The sequence below is a fragment of the Pantoea sp. BR_17 genome (genome assembly GCF_041955125.1).
In the GTDB taxonomy this organism is placed as follows: domain Bacteria; phylum Pseudomonadota; class Gammaproteobacteria; order Enterobacterales; family Enterobacteriaceae; genus Pantoea; species Pantoea stewartii.
The window spans coordinates 115,943-136,861 of record NZ_JAVAXT010000011.1 but is presented as its reverse complement, the minus strand read 5'-3'; the positions used below and the strand labels follow the sequence as shown (position 1 = coordinate 136,861).

Genomic DNA, 20,919 nt, shown 5'->3' with positions numbered 1-20,919 from the left:
ATTTCGCCACAGGGGCAAAACGTCTATGATACACCTTATTGATGACGAATGACGACTCAGCAACCACAGGTAATAGCATGGCCACTGGAAACGAAAATAATTTAATCTGGATTGATTTGGAAATGACCGGGCTCGATCCGGAACGCGATCGTATCATTGAGATTGCCACTCTGGTGACTGATGCCGATCTGAATATTCTGGCGGAGGGGCCGGTGATGGCGGTTCATCAGTCTGATGAACAACTGAGCCTGATGGATGACTGGAACGTCCGTACTCATACTAACAGTGGACTGGTTGCGCGCGTTAAGGCCAGCCAGACAGATGACCGTGCTGCTGAAAAGGCAACGATCGAATTTCTGAAACAGTGGGTGCCAGCCAATACCTCGCCGATCTGCGGCAACAGTATCGGCCAGGATCGCCGTTTTTTGTTTAAGTACATGCCGGAGCTGGAAGCCTACTTCCATTATCGCTATCTGGATGTCAGCACACTGAAAGAACTGGCTCGCCGCTGGAAGCCAGACATCCTGCCAGGCTTCAAAAAGACGGGTTCGCACCAGGCACTGGACGATATTCGTGAGTCTGTTGCCGAGCTTGCTTATTACCGTCAACACTTTTTGCAGCTTTAACCAGCAAAGGGTGCACAGGAAATCGCCATGTTGCTGCAATAATCAGCAAACGCGTTAAAAGCGCAAAATTTTGTTGTCAGCATCTTGCAGCAGCAGCGATTTCTCGTATAATGCGCACCCCGTACCGGTGAAGAATTTATGACGGTACAAGGCGCGGGAATAGCTCAGTTGGTAGAGCACGACCTTGCCAAGGTCGGGGTCGCGAGTTCGAGTCTCGTTTCCCGCTCCAAATGATGTTTAGCAGTATCCTACTATGCGGGAATAGCTCAGTTGGTAGAGCACGACCTTGCCAAGGTCGGGGTCGCGAGTTCGAGTCTCGTTTCCCGCTCCAAAATGTGTTTTGCAGTGCCCTTCTATGCGGGAATAGCTCAGTTGGTAGAGCACGACCTTGCCAAGGTCGGGGTCGCGAGTTCGAGTCTCGTTTCCCGCTCCAGATTTATCGTCACGTTTTTGTTAACAGCCTGTCAGGCTGGCAGCAGTATCAACGACAATTCAGTCCAGTTATCCACAGCCGTTATCGCGTTGTCTGTGCCGTTTTCGCCCTTCTGAAATTTTGTTTTAAACAGAGTTATCCACAGGTTTGTGAATTAAGCCAGACGGTAGACGCATTTGCAAAATAACACAAATTTTATTTAAATTGCTGATTTTTAATGAAATAATAATATTTCATTATGTTATTCTTTTCTGTCAGTTGTGTTATTACGATTGAATGACAACGCGTTTTTATTTTTATTCACAGGATGTGGAAATCCGCGCCTTCTGGACAGTTGCGCAATCAGGCATCACGTGGTAATCCCTTTTCAATGACTCTCACCAGCCGTTTTTGCTGCGCGGGTTGAACATCGATCGCCAGCGCTTTTCGCTTATGTAACTGTTGCGTGATAGCCCACTCAATATGTTCGTCCAGCAGATCGCTTTCGCCACGTCGTTGCTCAAGGACGCTAAGGATCTCTGTATGCCAGGGTGCATTGCCCAGCGCGACGGCAATATTACGGGACCAGCGCTGATAACCAATGCGCCGAATAGGGGACCCTTCAGTAATGCGCAGGAATTTAGCTTCATCCCACTGAAACAGCGCGGTTAACTCTGGGGCATGCAGCGCGGCGCGGGGCGAAAAATCGGCTTCGTCAGTCAACTGCCCATAGCGATTCCAGGGGCAAATCAACTGACAGTCGTCACAGCCATAAATCCGGTTTCCCATGAGCGGCCGAAACTCCTCCGGTATAGCTCCTTCGAGTTCGATCGTCAGGTAGGAAATGCAACGTCGCGCATCGACGGTATAGGGCTCAACAATCGCGCCCGTCGGGCAAATGGTCATGCAGGCAACGCAGCGCCCACACTGTTCTTCCTGCGGCGTATCGATGGGAAGGGGCAGATCGATCAGCAGTTCACCCAGAAAAAACCACGAACCGGCTTCACGATTCAGGATCAGCGAATGTTTACCGGTCCAGCCCAGTCCGGCTTTCGCCGCCAGCGGGCGTTCAAGCAGCGGCGCAGAATCCACAAACGGGCGAAACTGGCTTTCGCCACAGTGCGTCTGGATCATTTCTCCAAGCTTTTTCAGGCGATTGCGCAATACTTTGTGGTAATCGCGGCCCAGCGCGTAACGGCTGACATAACCCAACTGTGGGTTTTTCAGCGTGCTGGCAAACGCGGCTTTCGCGGGCAAGTAGTTCATGCGAACGCTGATCACCCTCAGCGTGCCGGGTAGCAGTTCATGCGGACGTGCGCGCATCATTCCATGGCGGGCCATCCATTCCATTTCGCCATGGTACTGCTTATCCAGCCAGGCTTGCAGGCGCGGTTCTTCTGCGCTGAGATCGGTATCGGTAATACCGACCTGCTGAAAGCCCAGATCGCGTCCCCACTGCTTAATGTGTTGAGCGAGTTGATCAAGATCCAGAGGGTATGACATGACTAACCAGAATCCGAAGAGAAACCGCGGCAGTTTACCACACTCTGTCTGGCCTGCGCAGGCGCTGAAACAACTTGAGCGCGAGGGGGCAGATGCGCTGGGCATTACGCTCTACGAGCTGATGTTACGTGCAGGTCAGGCGGTATATGAACATATTATGGCGCACTGGCCAGAAGCTCAGCACTGGCTGGTGTTGTGCGGTCACGGCAACAACGGAGGCGATGGCTATGTTGTTGCCCGGTTGGCTCAGGCTGCAGGTAAACAGGTGACGTTGCTGGCGTGCGATGGCAGTAAACCTTTACCCGACGAAGCGCGTACTGCGCGAGACGGATGGCTTGAATCGGGCGGCGAAATTCACGCGCCCGACGCCGCCTGGCCTGAAAACGTCGACGTGATCGTAGACGCGTTGTTAGGCACTGGCGTTTCACGGGCGCCGGTTGAGCCTTTATCCACCCTGATTGCACAGATAAATCAGCATAGCGCGCCGGTCGTGGCCATCGATATGCCATCCGGCCTGTCGGCAGAAAACGGCACGACGCCGGGTGAGGCGACAGAAGCCACGCATACGGTGAGCGTGATCGCGTTAAAACCCGGACAGCTCACCGGTAAAGCACGGGATTGTGTCGGACAACTTTATTTCGCCGGTCTGGGTTTACACGACTTTCTGGCAGCACAGCAGCCCCCCATGGCCCGATACGATGCACACAGTTTACGCCAGTGGCTTAAGCCGCGTAAGGCGACCTCCCATAAAGGTGATCAGGGCCGCCTGCTGATTATTGGTGGGGACAGTGGAACCGCGGGCGCTATTCGGATGTCTGCGGAAGCAGCGCTACGCACCGGTAGCGGCTTGGTGCGAGTACTTACTCACAAGGATAATATTGCGCCCATTCTTACCGCGCGCCCGGAAGTGATGGTGGACGAGCTGACGGATACGCGCCTGGATGACGGCATCGCCTGGGCGGATGTCGTTGCGATTGGACCGGGGCTGGGACAGCGTGAATGGGGCCAGAATGCACTGGAGAAGGTTAAAAGCGCTGAAAAGCCGATGCTTTGGGATGCTGATGCGCTTAACTTGCTGGCAATAAAGGCAGAGAAACGTCAGAATCGCATTATAACGCCGCATCCAGGCGAAGCGGCTCGCTTGCTGGGTGTTAAAACCAGCGAAATTGAAAGTGACCGCTTACATGCTGCACAGGAACTGGTGAAACGCTATGGTGGTGTCGTGGTCTTAAAAGGCGCCGGCACCATTATTGCCAGTGAAAGTGGTCAGATGGCTTTTGCCGATGTGGGTAATGCAGGAATGGCATCGGGTGGTATGGGTGATGTGCTCACCGGTATTATTGCCTCGTTGATGGGACAAAAATTGGCGCTGTTTGATGCTGCCTGCGCAGGTTGTGTCGCTCACGGTGCTGCCGCTGATAAGCGAGCGGCACTATGGGGCACGCGCGGTATGCTGGCATCAGACTTATTTGATCTGCTGTGGCAGTTTGTTAATCCAGAGATGAATCAAGAAGCATGAAGAGCTGTGTTATACCTTTGCCCACTGAGGCGGCAACACTCGACCTGGGTGCTCAACTGGCGCATGCCTGTGGCAAGGCGGCGGTTATCTATCTTTACGGCGACCTCGGTGCGGGAAAAACCACATTCAGCCGCGGTTTCTTACAGGCATCCGGCCACGTGGGCAATGTGAAAAGTCCGACCTATACGCTGGTTGAGCCGTATGTTCTGGACGGGCGTGCTGTCTATCATTTTGATCTTTATCGCCTTGCCGATCCGGAAGAACTCGAGTTCATGGGGATTCGTGATTACTTCACCAATGACGCGATTTGTCTGGTGGAGTGGCCGCAACAGGGTGCCGGTATTTTGCCTCCCCCGGATATCGCCTTAACGCTGCGTTATGTCAATGAGGCACGCGAGGCCGAACTGGTGGCACATTCCGAACAGGGACAGCGCTGGGTGACGCAGATCGAACAAGGCAGGGCACCGGCATGATGTCATGGATGAAAACAGTTATCGTGGCAGGATTGCTACTGGTTGCGGGTCCGCTGTTTGCCGCTAATTTATCGGACATTCAGGTATCAAATGGCGGGAACCAGGCGACAGTAACGCTCAGCTTTTCTGGCCAGCCGGTTTATGCCTATTTTCCCCTACATAATCCCGACCGCGTTGTTCTGGATATCCGTCAAAGTGGCGTGATTAAAGGGCTACCCTTAACGTTTAGCGGCGATAACATCGTAAAGCGTATTCGTACCAGCACGCCAAAAGATAAACAAAGTATTCGGCTGGTTTTTGAGCTAACGCAGTCGGGAAAAACCCGCGCAGTGACACAGCGCAATGGCAGCAATTACAGCGTTGTCTTTACTATTCAGGGTAAGCATCCCGCCGTTACGCGCAGCGCACCTGCTGCCGTGGCAGAATCCCAGCCCACCCGAACGCGACAACGCAATGCCAGCAATCCGTTCAATGCGAATCCGGTCACTACGGTAACCAATACCAATAGCACGGCCGTACCGGGTGGCACGTCCAGCCGCAACGATACGGTGATTGTCGCCATTGATGCGGGACATGGCGGTCAGGATCCCGGCGCAATTGGGCAGCACGGCCTGAAAGAGAAAAACGTCACTATTGCGATTGCGCGTAAATTGAAAGTGCTTTTAAACAATGATCCGATGTTTAAAGGTGTATTGACGCGTGATGGCGACTACTTTATTTCAGTGATGGGCCGGTCAGACGTGGCGCGTAAAGCGAATGCCAACGTGCTGGTCTCTATCCATGCGGATGCTGCCCCCAGCCATGCGGCCACAGGTGCCTCGGTCTGGGTCTTGTCTAACCGTCGTGCAAACAGTGAGATGGCGAACTGGCTGGAGCAAAAAGAGAAACAGTCTGAACTCCTGGGCGGGGCTGGCGATTTACTGGCCAACAGCCAGGCCGATCCTTATCTGAGCCAGGCGGTGCTTGATCTCCAGTTTGGTCACTCGCAGCGCGTCGGATATGACATTGCGGTGAAAGTCATCCAACAGTTGCGCGGTGTGACGTCGTTACACAAACGTTTACCGGAGCATGCCAGCCTTGGCGTGTTGCGTTCGCCGGATATTCCGTCGCTTCTGGTGGAAACCGGATTTATCAGTAATGCCTCGGAGGAGCGACTGCTCGGCAGTAGCGCACACCAGGATAAGATTGCACAGTCAATATATAAAGGACTGCGCGCTTATTTCCTGGCGCACCCGCTACAATCGGTCCCAAAGGAGGAAAACCGGCCGCTGGGCTCGTCGCCAGCGGTCAGCGTAGCCAGTAATCCGGCTACCGGTGAGACGCAGTATACGGGCGCTGTGCAGCGGCATACCGTGACACGTGGAGAGACGCTGTCCGGTATTGCAGCAAAATATGGCGTAAGTATGGCAACGTTACGGCAGATGAATACCCTGAAGCGCGATGTCGTCTGGGTGGGACAGCGACTGAAAGTGCCTGCCAGCGCGGTAGCCAGCAGGACAACGCCAGCTGCAACGACTCCCCGTCGCCCGATCCGACATAAGGTGGTTCGTGGTGATTCACTGAGCAGCATCGCCGCCCATTACGGTGTCAGCCCGAAATCGATCCTTCAGGCGAATAACCTGAAATCAACCAACGTGATGTTGGGTCAAAACCTGAAAATCCCTGCATCCTGATTGTGGGCCCGGCCAGCAGGCCGGGCAACCAGCTACAAGGATATCCCGCATGCCAATACAAATTTTACCGCCGCAACTCGCTAACCAGATTGCCGCCGGAGAAGTGGTTGAGCGCCCCGCATCGGTTGTGAAGGAACTGGTGGAAAACAGCCTTGATGCGGGGGCAACGCGAATAGATGTGGATATCGAAAAGGGCGGTGCAAAACTCATCCGCATCCGCGATAACGGCTGTGGTATCGCAAAAGATGAACTCGCGATGGCGCTGGCTCGCCATGCAACCAGCAAAATTGCATCACTGGACGATCTGGAAGCCATTATGAGCCTGGGGTTCCGTGGGGAAGCGCTGGCCAGTATCAGCTCGGTTTCCCGCCTGACGCTGACGTCGCGCACGGCCGAACAAAGCGAAGCCTGGCAGGCGTACGCGGAAGGTCGTGATATGCAGGTGACCCTCAAGCCTGCCGCGCATCCCTGTGGATCGACGCTGGAAGTCCTTGACCTTTTTTACAATACGCCAGCGCGCCGCAAGTTTATGCGTACTGAGAAAACCGAGTTTGGTCATATTGATGAAGTCATCCGTCGCATTGCGCTGGCGCGGTTTGACGTGGCGATTTCTCTGAACCATAACGGCAAGCTGATGCGTCAGTACCGGGCGGTTAACGATGAGCGCCAGCGTGAACGTCGCCTTGGCGCGATTTGTGGCACGACCTTCATGCAGCACGCACTGCGGATTGACTGGCAGCATGACGATTTAGCTCTGCGCGGCTGGGTTGCCGATCCCGCCGGCTCTCGTCAGATCAGCGACATCCAGTACTGTTATGTTAATGGCCGCATGATGCGTGACAAGCTCATCAACCATGCCATCCGGCAGGCGTTTCAGAGCCAGTTGCAGGACGATCAACAGCCCGCCTATGTGCTCTATCTGACGATCGATCCTCACCAGGTCGACGTCAACGTCCACCCGGCAAAACATGAGGTGCGTTTTCATCAGTCACGTCTGGTGCATGATTTTATCTACCAGGGCGTCATGAGCGTCTTGCAGGAAAGTGCGGCGCCCGTTCTGCCAGCCGTACAGGCGGAGGAGCCTGCACCACGCTGGCAACAGGAAAACCGCCAGGCCGCAGGCGGCAATCATTTCAGCCAGCCTGCGGCAACGCCGCGTAACAGTGGTGGCACAACCGGTGGGGCGGGTTGGCAAAGTAAAGAGCCGGGTTATCGCCCGCGTGAAGGCAAGGTTTATCAGCAGTTGCTGGATACCGCAGCCCGTCCTGCCACTGCGGCAAAAGCGCCGGTCTCGCCGCCACGTGAGGCGACGATCACGCCAGCGCCTGTGAAAGCGCATCTGCACAGTTTTGGTCGCGTACTGACGGTGCTGGCAGATCAGTATGCCGTGCTGGAGCAGGACCAGACTTTACTGTTATTAGCCCTGCCCGTGGCGGCGCGGTGGTTAAAACAGGCCCAGTTAGAGCCGCAGGAAGGTGGATTAAAAGCACAACCGCTTTTGATTCCTGTGCGGTTAAAAATCGCCTCGGCAGAGCGCAAGGCGGCACAGGACAATCTCAGTCTGCTTAACCAGATGGGCATTGATTTGCATCCGGAGGGCGACCACATTATCTTGCGCGCCGTGCCTTTACCGTTACGAACACAAAATTTACAAATCTTGATTCCTGAACTGTTAGGCTATCTCGCCCGACAGCAAGAGAACTCTGCTACGCAGTTGGCCCAGTGGCTGGCGCGACGAGAGGATGCAGAGCCTCAGAACTGGAATCACTCCCAGGCGATTACGCTGTTGACGGAGCTGGAAAGGCTTTGTCCACAGCTGCTGAAATCGCCACCTTCAGGCTTGTTGCAAGCCATCGAGATTGAGAGCGCGATAAACGCGTTGAAGCATGAGTGAATTAAACCAGGCTGGCCGGCCAAAGGCGATTTTTTTGATGGGGCCGACAGCGTCAGGCAAAACCGCATTAGCGATTGAGCTGCGTAAACAGTTGCCGGTGGAACTGATCAGCGTAGATTCTGCCCTGATTTATCGAGAGATGAACATCGGTACGGCAAAGCCTTCTGCGGAGGAGCTGGCGCTGGCACCCCATCGTTTGCTGGACATTCGCGATCCTGCTGAGGCCTATTCGGCAGCGGAGTTTCGGCGAGACGCGTTAGCAGAAATGGCGGATATCGTTCAGCATGGACGAATTCCGTTGCTTGTTGGTGGAACTATGCTCTACTTCAAGGCGTTACTTGAAGGATTGTCGCCGCTGCCCCCGGCCGATCCGGATGTCCGCCAAAAAATAGAGCAAATGGCGAGTGAAAAAGGCTGGGAAGCTTTACATCGTCAACTTTGCGAAATTGATCCGGTCGCAGGCAGTCGTATTCATCCGAATGATCCGCAGAGACTTTCGCGAGCACTGGAAGTTTTTTTTATTTCGGGTAAAACTTTAACGGAACTGACTAAAATTTCCGGCGAAGCGCTCCCTTACGATGTTCACCAGTTTGCTATCGCCCCCGCGAGCCGCGAGCTGTTGCATCAACGCATCGCGTTGCGTTTCGACCAGATGTTGGCGTCAGGATTTGAAGCGGAGTCTCGGGCCCTGTTTGCACGAGGTGATTTGCATACGGATATGCCTTCCATTCGTTGTGTCGGCTATCGCCAGATGTGGTCTTATTTAGCGGGCGAGATCGACTACGACGAAATGGTTTATCGGGGGGGTTGCGCAACCCGGCAACTCGCTAAACGGCAGATGACCTGGTTACGTGGCTGGGAGAATATTCACTGGTTAGACAGTGATGAACCTCACTTAGCGCGTGATACAGTACTTCAGGTTGTTAGTGCGAAGCATGGGTGATTGTGTACAATTGGCAAGTTACGTGCGCAAATTTTTACGCAGTTTTTTTCAGAACCACTGTGTTCTACAAGCAACAAACAACAAGCATATAAGGAAAAGATAGAATGGCTAAGGGGCAATCATTACAAGACCCGTTTCTGAACGCACTGCGTCGTGAACGTGTTCCGGTTTCGATCTATTTGGTCAACGGTATCAAGCTGCAAGGTCAGATTGAATCCTTTGATCAGTTCGTTATTTTGTTGAAAAACACGGTAAGTCAGATGGTGTATAAGCATGCCATCTCTACTGTTGTGCCTTCACGTCCGGTTTCTCACCATAGCAACAATACCGGCGGTGGCAGCAACAACAATTACCATCACGGCGGCAGCAATACGTCTGCTCAGTCGCAGCCACAACAAGACGGTGATAACGCAGAGTAAGGCGGCACCGTTTAACCAGGACTGGAAAGCCTCAGGTTTTCCGTCCTGGTCTTTTTATATAAGCGAGGTTATAGCTTGTTTGACCGTTATGATGCCGGTGAGCAGGCCGTACTGGTACACATCTGGTTCTCCCAAGACAAAGAGCTCGAAGATTTACAGGAATTCGAAACCCTGGTTTCTTCTGCTGGCGTTGAAGCACTGCAGGTTGTCACCGGCAGTCGTAAAGCGCCACATCCCAAGTATTTTGTCGGTGAAGGAAAAGCCGTTGAAATTGCCGATGCGGTAAAAACAAGTGGAGCATCGGTCGTCCTTTTCGATCATGCCTTAACGCCCGCTCAGGAACGTAATCTTGAGCGCCTGTGCGAGTGCCGTGTTATCGACCGCACTGGCCTGATTCTTGATATTTTTGCCCAACGTGCACGTACCCATGAGGGGAAATTGCAGGTTGAGCTGGCGCAGTTGCGTCACCTGGCAACACGCCTGGTACGAGGCTGGACGCACCTTGAACGCCAGAAAGGCGGTATTGGCCTGCGTGGCCCGGGTGAAACGCAGTTAGAAACCGACCGCCGTTTATTGCGTGGCCGTATCAGCCAGATTTTGTCACGTCTGGAACGCGTTGAAAAACAGCGCGAGCAGGGACGACAGGCGCGCGCTAAAGCCGATGTGCCGACTGTCTCGCTGGTGGGTTACACCAACGCCGGCAAGTCTACCCTTTTTAACGCCATCACCTCTGCCAACGTTTATGCCGCGGATCAGCTGTTTGCCACGCTGGATCCCACGCTGCGTCGCCTGAATGTTGCCGATGTCGGTGAAGTTGTGCTGGCCGATACCGTCGGCTTCATCCGCCATCTGCCGCATGATTTAGTGGCCGCATTTAAAGCTACCTTGCAGGAAACCCGCCAGGCCACGTTGCTGATGCATGTGATCGATGCAGCCGACGTACGGGTCAATGAAAACATAGATGCTGTCAATGAGGTGCTTGAAGAAATCGAAGCCGATGAAATTCCCGCGTTACTGATCATGAATAAGATCGATATGCTGGACGGTTTTGAACCGCGCATTGACCGTGACGAAAATAACCTGCCGGTGCGAGTATGGCTCTCTGCGCAGACGGGGGCGGGGATTCCGCTGTTATGGCAGGCGCTGTCCGAGCGTCTGTCGGGCGAGATTGCCCAGTACGATTTACGTTTGCCACCGGATGCGGGGCGCTTACGCAGCCGTTTCTATCAGTTGCAGGCGATTGAAAAAGAGTGGAACGAAGAGGACGGCAGTGTGGGGTTGCATGTGCGAATGCCGATTGTTGACTGGCACCGCTTATGCAAGCAGGAGCCGTCGCTGACCAGTTATATTGTTTGAGATTGCCAAACCGAACTTACCCTGACGATTTTATGTTGTTGCGCGGCGTTAGTTGACATATTTCCCGACGGCCACTCTCTTCACCTGGTCGGCGAGTCGGGAACACAGACGCAGCCAGTGCCGCCACAACGGAAAATCACAAGGGTAAGCCGCTAAAACTATAAATGGAGTAATGACATGGCGTGGAATCAGCCCGGAAATAACGGACAGGACCGCGACCCGTGGGGAAGCAGCAATAATCAAGGCGGCAACTCTGGGGGGAATAAGGGAGGTAAGGAATCTGGGCCTCCTGATCTGGATGATATCTTCCGCAAGCTGAGTAAAAAGCTTGGCGGATTCGGCGGCGGCAATAAAGGTGACAATGGTCAGCGCAGTTCCGGCGGTAGCGGCAAACTTTTTGGCATTGTCGCTGTTGCGGCAGTGGTGATCTGGGCAGCAAGCGGATTTTATACGATCAAAGAAGCGGAACGCGGTGTTGTCACGCGCTTTGGTAAGTTCAGCCACATCGTTGAGCCAGGCCTGAACTGGAAGCCCACCTTTATCGATCAGGTCCGCGCCGTGAATGTCGAAGCCGTGCGTGAACTGGCGGCATCGGGCGTCATGCTGACCTCTGATGAAAACGTCGTGCGCGTGGAGATGAACGTGCAGTACCGCGTAACCGATCCGGAACGCTATTTGTTCTCTGTTACCAGCCCGGACGACAGCCTGCGTCAGGCAACGGACAGTGCGCTGCGCGGCGTAATAGGTCGCTCTACCATGGATCGTATTCTGACAGAAGGTCGTACGGTCGTGCGTAGCGAAACGCAGCGCGAAATCGACGAAACCATTCGCCCGTACCATATGGGCATCACGGTGCTTGACGTTAACTTCCAGGCGGCGCGTCCTCCTGAAGAAGTGAAGTCAGCGTTTGATGATGCGATTGCCGCGCGTGAAAACCGTGAGCAGTATGTGCGTGAAGCGGAAGCCTATGCGAACGAAGTTCAGCCGCGGGCTAACGGTCGTGCGCAGCGTGTGCTGGAAGAAGCACGTGCTTACAAAGAGCGCACGGTGCTGGAAGCACAGGGTGAAGTGGCGCGTTTTGCCAAGCTTTTACCGGAATACAAAGCCGCGCCGGAAATTACCAAAGAGCGTCTGTACATTGAGACCATGGAGCGTGTTCTGAGTCATACACGTAAAGTGCTGGTGAACGATCGTGGTAACAACCTGATGGTTCTGCCTCTCGATCAACTGATGCGTGGTGTTCAGTCTTCCTCTGCGAAGAACGGGCAAAAGAGCAGCACAGCATTGCCGTCACTTTCCGATCGGAGTGCAAGCCGCACGGACACGTCGTCATACAGTCCAGACAGCATCATGGATCAGCGTCGAGCCAACGCTCTGCGCAACGATACCCAGCGCGAAGGGAGAGAGTAATCAATGCGTAAGCCAGTCATAGTTGTCATTATTATCGCGTTGGTCGCCATTTATGCGTCGCTCTTCGTGGTACAGGAAGGTGAGCGCGGTATTGTCCTGCGCTTTGGTAAAGTCCTGCGCGACAGCGAAAACAAGCCTCAGGTTTTTGCACCGGGTCTGCATTTCAAGATTCCGTTTATCGAAACGGTTAAAATGCTGGATGCGCGTATCCAGACCATGGATAACCAGGCCGATCGCTTCGTCACCAAAGAGAAGAAAGATCTGATTGTCGACTCTTACATTAAGTGGCGCATCAGCGATTTCAGTCGCTACTACCTGGCAACCGGTGGTGGGGATGTGTCTCAGGCCGAAGTGCTGCTGAAGCGTAAATTCAGTGACCGTTTACGTTCAGAAATGGGCCGTCTCGACGTGAAAGACATCGTGACCGATTCTCGTGGTCGTTTGACCACGGATGTCCGCGATGCGCTGAATACCGGTACGGCAGGCGGTGACGATGACGTGTCTACACCAGCCGCAGATGATGCTATCGCCAGCGCAGCGGCACGGGTTGAACGGGAAACCAACAGCAGTGAACCTGCGCCAAATCCAAACAGTATGGCGGCGTTAGGGATTCAGGTTGTTGACGTGCGGATCAAGCAGATCAATCTGCCGACGGAAGTCTCAGATGCGATCTTTAACCGTATGCGCGCCGAGCGTGAAGCGGTTGCGCGTAGCCAGCGTTCACAAGGTCAGGAAGAGGCGGAAAAATTGCGTGCTCAGGCTGACTATCAGGTTACCCGTACGCTGGCAGAAGCCCAGCGTGAAGCCCTGATTACCCGCGGTGATGGCGATGCAGAAGCGGCAAAACTGTTTGCGAATGCTTTCAGTCAGGATCCGGATTTCTACGCCTTTATCCGCAGCCTGCGTGCTTATGAAAACAGCTTCAACGAAAATCAGGACGTGATGGTGTTGAGCCCGGACAGTGACTTCTTCCGCTATATGAAGGCGCCGTCTAACGCCACGCGCTAAGAACTGATATAACTGACAGGCCGACAATGTTGTCGGCCTTTTTTTTGGATGCGGAATGAACGTAAATATCTGGATGGCACTGGCATTGGTTTTAGTGCTTGAGGGACTGGGGCCGATGTTTATGCCACGGCTGTGGCGGCGCGTAGTGTTGAGCATGACCCAGTTGCCCGATCGGCTTTTACACCGTTTTGGTGGGGGATTAGTGGTCGCCGGCGTGGTGATTTACTGCATGCTGCGGCTGCATGGCGAAGCCTGATAAGGTGGCGCTCGCCATCTGTGTGGTATCTGAAGTCGTGTTTACCCCCTGGATGTAGTAGTGATCAAAACGCAGGCAAAAAAGCGCGCAATCGTGTGCTAAAAGTGCTGAAAACCATAAAATCAGATGGTAGAATCCTTTTTTAAGCAATCGGTGATTTTGAGAAATGGGTAAGAACGTCGTCGTACTGGGCACCCAATGGGGTGACGAAGGTAAAGGTAAGATTGTAGACCTTCTGACTGAGCGCGCTAACTACGTGGTGCGTTATCAAGGCGGCCACAATGCGGGCCATACACTTGTCATCAACGGTGAAAAAACCGTTCTCCACTTAATCCCTTCTGGCATCCTGCGTGATAACGTTACCAGCATCATTGGTAATGGCGTGGTTCTCTCTCCTGAAGCATTGATGAAAGAGATGAAAGGCCTGGAAGAGCGTGGGATTCCCGTACGCGAACGTCTGCTGATTTCTGAAGCCTGTCCGCTGATCCTGCAATACCATGTCGCCATGGACATGGCGCGCGAAAAAGCGCGCGGTGCAAAAGCGATCGGGACGACGGGCCGTGGCATCGGACCGGCTTACGAAGACAAAGTTGCCCGTCGTGCACTGCGCGTCAGCGACCTGTTCAACAAAGAAACCTTTGCTGCCAAGCTGAAAGAAGTGATGGATCTCTATAACTTCCAGCTGGTGAATTATTACAAAGAAGAAGCCGTCGACTACGATAAAGTGCTGAACGATGTCATGGCGGTTGCCGACATCCTGACCGGCATGGTGGTCGATGTGTCTGAACTGCTGGATACGGCGCGTAAGCGTGGCGATCTGATTATGTTTGAAGGCGCGCAGGGAACACTACTGGATATCGATCACGGTACCTATCCCTATGTGACCTCGTCCAACACCACCGCCGGTGGCGTGGCGACAGGCTCAGGTATCGGCCCGCGTTTTGTCGATTACGTACTGGGTATTGTTAAAGCCTACTCAACGCGTGTGGGTGCGGGTCCGTTCCCTACCGAGCTGTTCGATGAAACCGGTGAGTTCCTTTGCAAGCAAGGTAACGAATTTGGTGCCACTACAGGCCGCCGCCGTCGTACGGGCTGGCTGGATGCCGTTGCGGTCCGCCGTGCGGTGCAGATCAACTCACTGTCTGGTTTCTGCATGACCAAGCTGGATGTACTGGATGGTCTGAAAGAAGTAAAAATTTGCGTGGCTTATCGCATGCCTGACGGCAATGAAGTCACCACTACGCCGCTGGCTGCTGAGAACTGGGAAGGCATTGAGCCGATCTATGAAACCCTGCCGGGCTGGAGCGAAACCACTTTTGGCGTTAAAACGCTGGAAGGCCTGCCTCAGGCGGCGCGCAACTACATCAAACGTGTAGAAGAAGTGACCGGTGTTCCGATTGATATTATTTCAACCGGCCCTGATCGTAGCGAGACAATGATTCTGCGTGACCCATTCAGCGCGTAATCATCAGCTGGCCGGACAATGTCCGGCCTTTGTTTTTTATGTGATTTAATGCCACTAAAGTTCCCTTCGCTTGTCCAACTCTACACTGGCTGAAAAAAATACACAGCCGCCAACACTCTGGTTTATCATCGTAGCGAAATACGTCAGAACCAGTTCAATATTGAAATAAACAGCAGGACGGGCGAGCATACAGGTGCCACCGAATGATTGACTGAGGTCACTGTGCAGCTAACAAGTTTTACCGACTACGGCCTGAGGGCGTTGATTTATATGGCCACACTGCCGGAAGGCAGACTAACCAGTATTACAGAGGTCACCGATACGTATGGCGTGTCGCGTAATCATATGGTCAAAATTATCAATCAACTTAGTCGTGCTGGGTTTGTTGCGGCCATACGTGGCAAAAATGGGGGCATTCGTCTGGGAATGCCTCCGGGAAATATCATCATTGGTGATGTGGTTCGCAAAATGGAACCTTTGCAGTTGGTTGACTGCGCCCGGTGCTCTATCACGCCTGCCTGTCGCCTTAAGCAGGCCTTACATGATGCCGTGCAGTTATTTTTAAAAGAACTGGACGGCTATACGCTGGCAGATTTAGTGGAAGGTAATACGCCTTTATATGAAATTGTATTGTCTGAACCGCCGGTGGCAATGAATACTCAATGACATCGGAGGAACCGTAATGTCAAAAGATCCTTTTCTGGACAGAGAAGCTGAAAAGTACGAAAACCCTATTCCAAGCCGTGAATTTATTCTGGCTTTATTAGAAAAACGCGAAAAACCCGCCAGCCGCGAAGAGCTGGCACAAGAAATGAATTTGCAGGAAGAAGAGCACCTTGAAGCCTTACGCCGTCGTTTACGTGCAATGGAACGTGATGGCCAGTTAGTTTTCACCCGCCGCCAGTGTTATGCCCTGCCTGAACGTCTTGATCTGCTGCGTGGAAAGGTCATTGGTCATCGTGATGGCTATGGCTTTTTACGCGTTGAAGGGCAAAAAGACGATCTGTATCTTTCTGCCGAACAGATGAAATTTTGTATGCATGGCGATGTCATCCTGGCGCAACCGCTGGGGGCCGATCGGAAAGGTCGCCGCGAAGCGCGTGTCGTTCGGGTTCAGGAACCGCGCAATAATCAAATCGTCGGCCGTTATTTCACCGATGCCGGCGTCGGCTTTGTTGTGCCCGACGACAGTCGTCTGAGCTTCGATATTCTGATCGGGCCTGAAGAAACCATGAATGCCCGCATGGGGTCCGTCGTGGTCGTTGAGCTTTTACAACGTCCAACCCGGCGTTCGAAGGCAATCGGTAAAATCGCCGAGATTCTTGGCGATGATATGGGCACCAGCCTGGCCGTGGATATGGCGCTGCGCACCCATGAAATTCCGCACAGCTGGCCGCCAGAGGTTGAAACTCAGGTGAGCAAGCTGAGTGAAGAGGTGCCCGAGTCGGCGAAAAAAGGCCGGGTCGATCTGCGCCAGTTGCCGTTAGTCACTATCGACGGTGAGGATGCCCGCGATTTTGATGACGCGGTTTACTGCGAGAAAAAGCGCGGAGGTGGCTGGCGTCTGTGGGTGGCCATTGCGGACGTCAGTTACTATGTTCGCCCCGGCACACCGCTGGATAACGAAGCACAGCAGCGCGGGACATCGGTATATTTCCCTTCGCAGGTAGTGCCGATGCTGCCGGAAGTGCTGTCGAACGGCTTGTGCTCGCTGAATCCTCAGGTCGATCGCCTGTGTATGGTGTGCGAAATGACCGTATCGGCAAAAGGTAAACTCACCGGCTTCAAACACTATGAAGCGGTGATGAACTCCCATGCGCGTCTGACCTACACCAAAGTGTGGAATATTCTGCAAGGCAACCCGGAACTGTGTGAGCAGTACGCGCCGCTGGTCAAAGACCTGCAGGAACTGCACAACATGTACCAGGTGCTGGAAACCGCCCGCGAAGAACGGGGTGGTATCTCCTTTGAGACAGAAGAAGCGAAGTTTATTTTCAACGCTGAACGCCGCATCGAACGCGTTGAACGCACCTCGCGCAATGACGCCCACAAGCTGATTGAAGAGTGCATGATTCTGGCAAACATTGCTTCTGCCCGCTTCGTGGAGAAGAATCAGGAGCCTGCGCTGTTCCGCGATCACGATCGCCCCAGCGACGACAGCATCAAAAGTTTCCGCACCGTATTAAATGAACTTGGCCTGAGTCTGCCTGGAGGCAATAAACCGCAGCCTGTCGACTACGCCGCGTTGCTGGAGCAGGTTGCCGATCGTCCGGATGCGGAAATGCTGCAAACCATGCTGCTGCGCTCCATGAAACAGGCGGTGTACGACCCGGAAAACCGTGGGCACTTTGGCCTGGCGCTGGCGTCATATGCTCACTTCACTTCACCCATCCGCCGTTATCCGGATTTACTCCTGCACCGCGCCATCAAGTATTTGCTGGCTAAAGAGCAGGGCGACGTGAAAGGCCTGACGACACCAACGGGCGGTTATCACTACGATATGCAGCAGATGCTGCAACTGGGCCAGCACTGTTCCATGACCGAGCGTCGTGCCGACGAAGCCACCCGCGACGTCGCCGACTGGCTGAAATGTGACTTTATGCAGGATCAGGTCGGTAATGTCTTCAATGGTGTCATCTCCAGCGTTACCGGCTTTGGCTTCTTTGTCCGTCTCAGCGATCTGTTTATCGACGGCCTGGTGCATGTATCGACACTGGACAATGATTACTACCGCTTTGATCCGGTGGGGCAGCGGTTGATCGGTGAATCCGGTGGACGCACGTATCGCTTAGGTGATGCGGTTGAAGTGCGTGTTGAAGCGGTCCATATGGACGAGCGCAAGATTGACTTTGCGTTGATCTCCAGCAAGCGTCAGGTGCGCGGCGAAGGGAAAACCGAACGTGACAAGGCGAAGCGGGACGGTAAAGCACCAATCAAACGCCGTCGCCAGGCCAGCCGTAAAACCAACTTTGAACCGGATTCCGCTTTCCGCAAGAGTGGCAGCAAGCCTGCTGCGGCAAAGACTGAGAAAAAAAGTAAAAAAGTTTCGGAGAAAACCCGTAAAATCGCCGCCGCCACTAAGGCGAAGCGCGCCGCGAAGAAGGCGAAGCCTGCCTGATGCGCCCAGGCCTCTGCGTTCGCGCAGGGGCTGTTATCCATTTATTTCCAACCACTGAGCAGATTGATGAGCGAAATTATTTTTGGTATCCATGCCGTGCAGGCGTTGCTGGAACGTGACCCACAACGTTTCCAGGAAGTCTTTATTCTCAAAGGCCGCGACGATCGTCGCCTGCAACCGCTGGTGACCGCGCTGGAAGCTCAAGGGATCGTCATTCAGCTGGCCGACCGCAAATGGCTGGACAGCCAGGTCGAAGGCGGCGTACATCAGGGCATCGTGGCACGTGTTAAGCCGGGTCGGCAGTATCAGGAGGGCGATCTGCCGGATCTGCTACAGAGCCTGGAGAAACCCTTCCTGCTGGTGCTGGACGGCGTCACCGATCCGCATAACCTGGGTGCCTGCCTGCGCAGTGCCGACGCGGCGGGCGTACATGCCGTTATCGTGCCGAAAGATCGCTCTGCGCCCCTGAACGCAACCGCTAAAAAAGTGGCCAGCGGTGCAGCGGAAAACATCCCGTTAATCAGGGTCACGAATCTGGCGCGTACCTTACGTCTGCTACAGGAATATCACATCTGGGTTGTGGGTACCGCGGGTGAAGCCGACCACACCGTTTATCAAAGTAAGATGACAGGCCCGATGGCGCTGGTCATGGGCGCGGAAGGCGAAGGCATGCGCCGCCTGACACGTGAGCACTGTGACGAACTGATCAGCATTCCAATGGCAGGAAGCGTTTCCTCGCTCAATGTTTCAGTCGCAACGGGCGTCTGTTTGTTTGAGGCGGTGCGTCAGCGCAACGCGTGATCGCCGCCGCAAATTAGGTTTTATGTCCGGTCATAATGGCCACTCACCTTACATACTGAGTGAGTGATATCCGCGAGGAGCCGTTATGACCTGGACAACTCACACCGTGTTTAATCAACCTTTTCCTCTCAGTAACAGCAACCTGTTTCTGTCTGACGTGCCGTTATGTGACGCGCTGTTGCGTGAAGGCGGCGGAGGGGACAGAGACTGGCTGGCATCGGTAGGCAGTCAACTGGGCAGTGCAGAGTCGCTGGAGCTGGGGCGGCTTGCGAATACCTGTCCTCCTGAACTTCACCGCTATGATGCGCGCGGCGTAAGAGTGGATGACGTGCGCTTTCATCCTGCCTGGCATCTGCTGATGCAGGGCGTGTGCAGCAGCCGTCTGCATAACCTCAGTTGGCAGCCTGATGTACAGCCAAACGCCAGCGTGGCGCGCGCGGCCCGGTTTATTTTGCATGCCCAGGTTGAGGCCGGCACGCTTTGCCCGGTGACGATGACGCACGCCGCGATTCCCTTGCTGCAACGCTATCTGCCCACCGCGTTTCGGGGCTGGCTTGAGCCATTACTCAGCGATCGTTACGACACACATGCGATGCCGGGCGATCAGAAGCGTGGACTGTTGATCGGCATGGGGATGACTGAAAAGCAGGGCGGCAGCGATGTGCTGACGAATACCACGCGCGCAGAGCCGCTGCAGGGACGGGGAAGTGGCGAAGCGTATCGCCTCATCGGCCATAAATGGTTTTTCTCTGTACCGCAAAGCGATGCCCACGTCATCCTGGCGCAAACGCAGCAGGGACTCAGCTGTTTCTTTCTGCCTCGCCTGCTGCCGGACGGGTCACATAACGCCATTTTCATTGAGCGCTTAAAAGACAAACTCGGTAACCGCGCCAATGCCAGTAGTGAAGTGGAGTTCAAAGACGCAACCGGCTGGCTGCTGGGTGAAGAGGGCGAAGGCGTGCGCCTGATCCTGAAAATGGCCGGCATGACGCGCTTTGACTGTGCGCTGGGCAGCCACGGACAAATGCGCCGGGCCTTCTCCGTCGCCCTTTACCATGCCCACCAGCGCCAGGTGATGGGGAAAAATCTGGTGGATCAGCCCCTGATGCGTCAGGTGTTAGCGCGTCAGGCGCTACAACTGGAGGGGCAAACGGCCTTACTGATGCGGCTGGCGCGTGCCTGGTCGCAGGCGGATGACGCGAATCAGGCGGCGTTTGCCCGGCTGTTAACCCCCGCGGTGAAGTTTGTGATTTGCAAAGCGGGCATGCCGTTTGTAGCGGAATCCATGGAAATGCTGGGAGGGAATGGCTACTGCGAGGAAAGCGAACTGCCCCGGCTTTACCGTGATATGCCCGTTAACAGCATCTGGGAAGGCTCAGGCAATGTGATGTGTCTGGATGTTCTGCGTGTGATAAGCAAAAAGAGCGGCATCGTGGAGGCGTTAATTCGGGAATGTGATGAGGTAAAGGGCGTTAACCGCCACTTCGACAGACGCTGGCGTCAACTGAAGCTGCGCCTGGGCAAACACGATGAAGCCCAGGCGCGGACGTTAACACAGGACATCCTGCAGTTGGCCACAGCGGTTCAGCTGTTACGCCACGCTGAACCGCGACTGGCGGATGCCTGGTGCGGCCAGTGGCTGGATACGCGGGGCGAACCCACTATCGATGCGGCACTGGCCGATCGCCTACTGGCGCGCGCCAGCGGCCGGTGAGGCACCGTAGAGGATCGCGGTGGTATACCAGATGCCAGGCGTTATCGTTTCGTCGACCATCAGAATCTGATAATAAACGGCGCCTGCCTGATTCGCGCGCGCAGCAATCGCCCGCTCCGCGTCATCCGGTGAGCCTCTCACGCTGGCGCTAATCGTACCGAGCTTCGGTAAACCATAGCTTTGCGCGCGGGTAATCGACTGCGCCTGAGCCGTTGGCGCGGGCGGGGCTTTCGGCGTCTCCTGAAACGCCGTGCAGCTACTCAACAACAGACTCAACGTCAGTAACACAACATAACGCATAGCTAATCCTTGAGAGTCACCTTAACAGG

Annotated in this window: 18 protein-coding genes and 3 tRNA genes; 19 read left to right on the top strand and 2 right to left on the bottom strand. The window is 54.5% G+C overall.

Annotated features, from left to right (window positions below):
• Positions 1 to 77: 77 nt before the first annotated feature.
• From orn to RAC60_RS17015, 4 genes are all read left to right on the top strand, one after another.
• Positions 78 to 626, top strand: coding sequence for an oligoribonuclease (orn, locus tag RAC60_RS17030; protein ID WP_006120954.1), 549 nt, complete (start codon positions 78 to 80; stop codon positions 624 to 626).
• A gap of 153 nt (positions 627 to 779) precedes the next feature.
• Positions 780 to 855: transfer RNA gene (locus RAC60_RS17025), tRNA-Gly, on the top strand.
• A 26-nt stretch (positions 856 to 881) separates the two neighbouring features.
• Positions 882 to 957: transfer RNA gene (locus RAC60_RS17020), tRNA-Gly, on the top strand.
• 26 nt (positions 958 to 983) lie between these two features.
• Positions 984 to 1,059: transfer RNA gene (locus RAC60_RS17015), tRNA-Gly, on the top strand.
• A gap of 342 nt (positions 1,060 to 1,401) precedes the next feature.
• On the opposite strand, the gene queG is transcribed toward RAC60_RS17015, so the two are convergent.
• A complete protein-coding gene (gene queG, locus RAC60_RS17010) occupies positions 1,402 to 2,541 on the bottom strand; it encodes a tRNA epoxyqueuosine(34) reductase QueG (RefSeq protein ID WP_033740044.1) in 1,140 nt (379 codons plus the stop codon).
• On the opposite strand from queG, the gene nnr reads away from it, so the two are divergent.
• The 15 genes from nnr (at position 2,540) to RAC60_RS16935 (ending at position 20,590) form a co-directional block, all read left to right on the top strand.
• On the top strand, positions 2,540 to 4,060 hold the full coding sequence (nnr, locus tag RAC60_RS17005; RefSeq protein ID WP_375094070.1) for a bifunctional ADP-dependent NAD(P)H-hydrate dehydratase/NAD(P)H-hydrate epimerase: 1,521 nt from the start codon (positions 2,540 to 2,542) through the stop codon (positions 4,058 to 4,060). The two genes, queG and nnr, sit on opposite strands and share 2 nt — an antisense overlap.
• Positions 4,057 to 4,533: a tRNA (adenosine(37)-N6)-threonylcarbamoyltransferase complex ATPase subunit type 1 TsaE gene (tsaE, locus tag RAC60_RS17000; RefSeq protein ID WP_054633013.1), complete on the top strand. Its 477-nt coding sequence runs from the start codon at positions 4,057 to 4,059 to the stop codon at positions 4,531 to 4,533. The genes nnr and tsaE overlap by 4 nt, the downstream gene beginning before the upstream one ends.
• Positions 4,530 to 6,206, top strand: coding sequence for an N-acetylmuramoyl-L-alanine amidase AmiB (gene amiB, locus RAC60_RS16995; RefSeq protein WP_006120946.1), 1,677 nt, complete (start codon positions 4,530 to 4,532; stop codon positions 6,204 to 6,206). The genes tsaE and amiB overlap by 4 nt, the downstream gene beginning before the upstream one ends.
• A 49-nt stretch (positions 6,207 to 6,255) precedes the next feature.
• Positions 6,256 to 8,100: a DNA mismatch repair endonuclease MutL gene (mutL, locus tag RAC60_RS16990; protein ID WP_205952344.1), complete on the top strand. Its 1,845-nt coding sequence runs from the start codon at positions 6,256 to 6,258 to the stop codon at positions 8,098 to 8,100.
• Positions 8,093 to 9,043 carry a tRNA (adenosine(37)-N6)-dimethylallyltransferase MiaA gene (gene miaA / locus RAC60_RS16985; protein WP_375094069.1) on the top strand — a complete coding sequence of 317 codons (951 nt, stop codon included), beginning with the start codon at positions 8,093 to 8,095 and terminating at the stop codon, positions 9,041 to 9,043. The genes mutL and miaA overlap by 8 nt, the downstream gene beginning before the upstream one ends.
• Positions 9,044 to 9,147: 104 nt before the next feature.
• Positions 9,148 to 9,462, top strand: a complete 315-nt coding sequence (hfq, locus tag RAC60_RS16980) for an RNA chaperone Hfq (RefSeq protein WP_033740039.1) — start codon at positions 9,148 to 9,150, stop codon at positions 9,460 to 9,462.
• 75 nt (positions 9,463 to 9,537) lie between these two features.
• Positions 9,538 to 10,818: a ribosome rescue GTPase HflX gene (gene hflX, locus RAC60_RS16975; RefSeq protein WP_006120942.1), complete on the top strand. Its 1,281-nt coding sequence runs from the start codon at positions 9,538 to 9,540 to the stop codon at positions 10,816 to 10,818.
• Positions 10,819 to 10,995: 177 nt separating this feature from the next.
• Positions 10,996 to 12,228, top strand: a complete 1,233-nt coding sequence (gene hflK / locus RAC60_RS16970; protein ID WP_205955723.1) for an FtsH protease activity modulator HflK — start codon at positions 10,996 to 10,998, stop codon at positions 12,226 to 12,228.
• A gap of 3 nt (positions 12,229 to 12,231) precedes the next feature.
• Positions 12,232 to 13,236: a protease modulator HflC gene (hflC, locus tag RAC60_RS16965; protein ID WP_006120940.1), complete on the top strand. Its 1,005-nt coding sequence runs from the start codon at positions 12,232 to 12,234 to the stop codon at positions 13,234 to 13,236.
• Positions 13,237 to 13,291: 55 nt separating this feature from the next.
• A complete protein-coding gene (locus tag RAC60_RS16960; RefSeq protein WP_006120939.1) occupies positions 13,292 to 13,492 on the top strand; it encodes a DUF2065 family protein in 201 nt (66 codons plus the stop codon).
• 166 nt (positions 13,493 to 13,658) lie between these two features.
• Complete coding sequence (locus RAC60_RS16955) at positions 13,659 to 14,957, top strand: adenylosuccinate synthase (protein WP_375094068.1); 1,299 nt, start codon at positions 13,659 to 13,661, stop codon at positions 14,955 to 14,957.
• Positions 14,958 to 15,179: 222 nt separating this feature from the next.
• Positions 15,180 to 15,623, top strand: coding sequence for a nitric oxide-sensing transcriptional repressor NsrR (nsrR, locus tag RAC60_RS16950; protein ID WP_006120936.1), 444 nt, complete (start codon positions 15,180 to 15,182; stop codon positions 15,621 to 15,623).
• Positions 15,624 to 15,639: 16 nt separating this feature from the next.
• Positions 15,640 to 18,075: a ribonuclease R gene (gene rnr, locus RAC60_RS16945; protein ID WP_375094067.1), complete on the top strand. Its 2,436-nt coding sequence runs from the start codon at positions 15,640 to 15,642 to the stop codon at positions 18,073 to 18,075.
• Positions 18,076 to 18,141: 66 nt separating this feature from the next.
• Positions 18,142 to 18,876, top strand: coding sequence for a 23S rRNA (guanosine(2251)-2'-O)-methyltransferase RlmB (gene rlmB, locus RAC60_RS16940; protein ID WP_033740035.1), 735 nt, complete (start codon positions 18,142 to 18,144; stop codon positions 18,874 to 18,876).
• Positions 18,877 to 18,961: 85 nt separating this feature from the next.
• Positions 18,962 to 20,590, top strand: a complete 1,629-nt coding sequence (locus RAC60_RS16935; protein WP_375094066.1) for an isovaleryl-CoA dehydrogenase — start codon at positions 18,962 to 18,964, stop codon at positions 20,588 to 20,590.
• Here the strand turns inward: RAC60_RS16935 and bsmA are convergent.
• Positions 20,564 to 20,890: a biofilm peroxide resistance protein BsmA gene (gene bsmA / locus RAC60_RS16930; RefSeq protein ID WP_324029563.1), complete on the bottom strand. Its 327-nt coding sequence runs from the start codon at positions 20,888 to 20,890 to the stop codon at positions 20,564 to 20,566. The genes RAC60_RS16935 and bsmA overlap by 27 nt on opposite strands.
• Between the last annotated feature and the right edge of the window lie 29 nt (positions 20,891 to 20,919).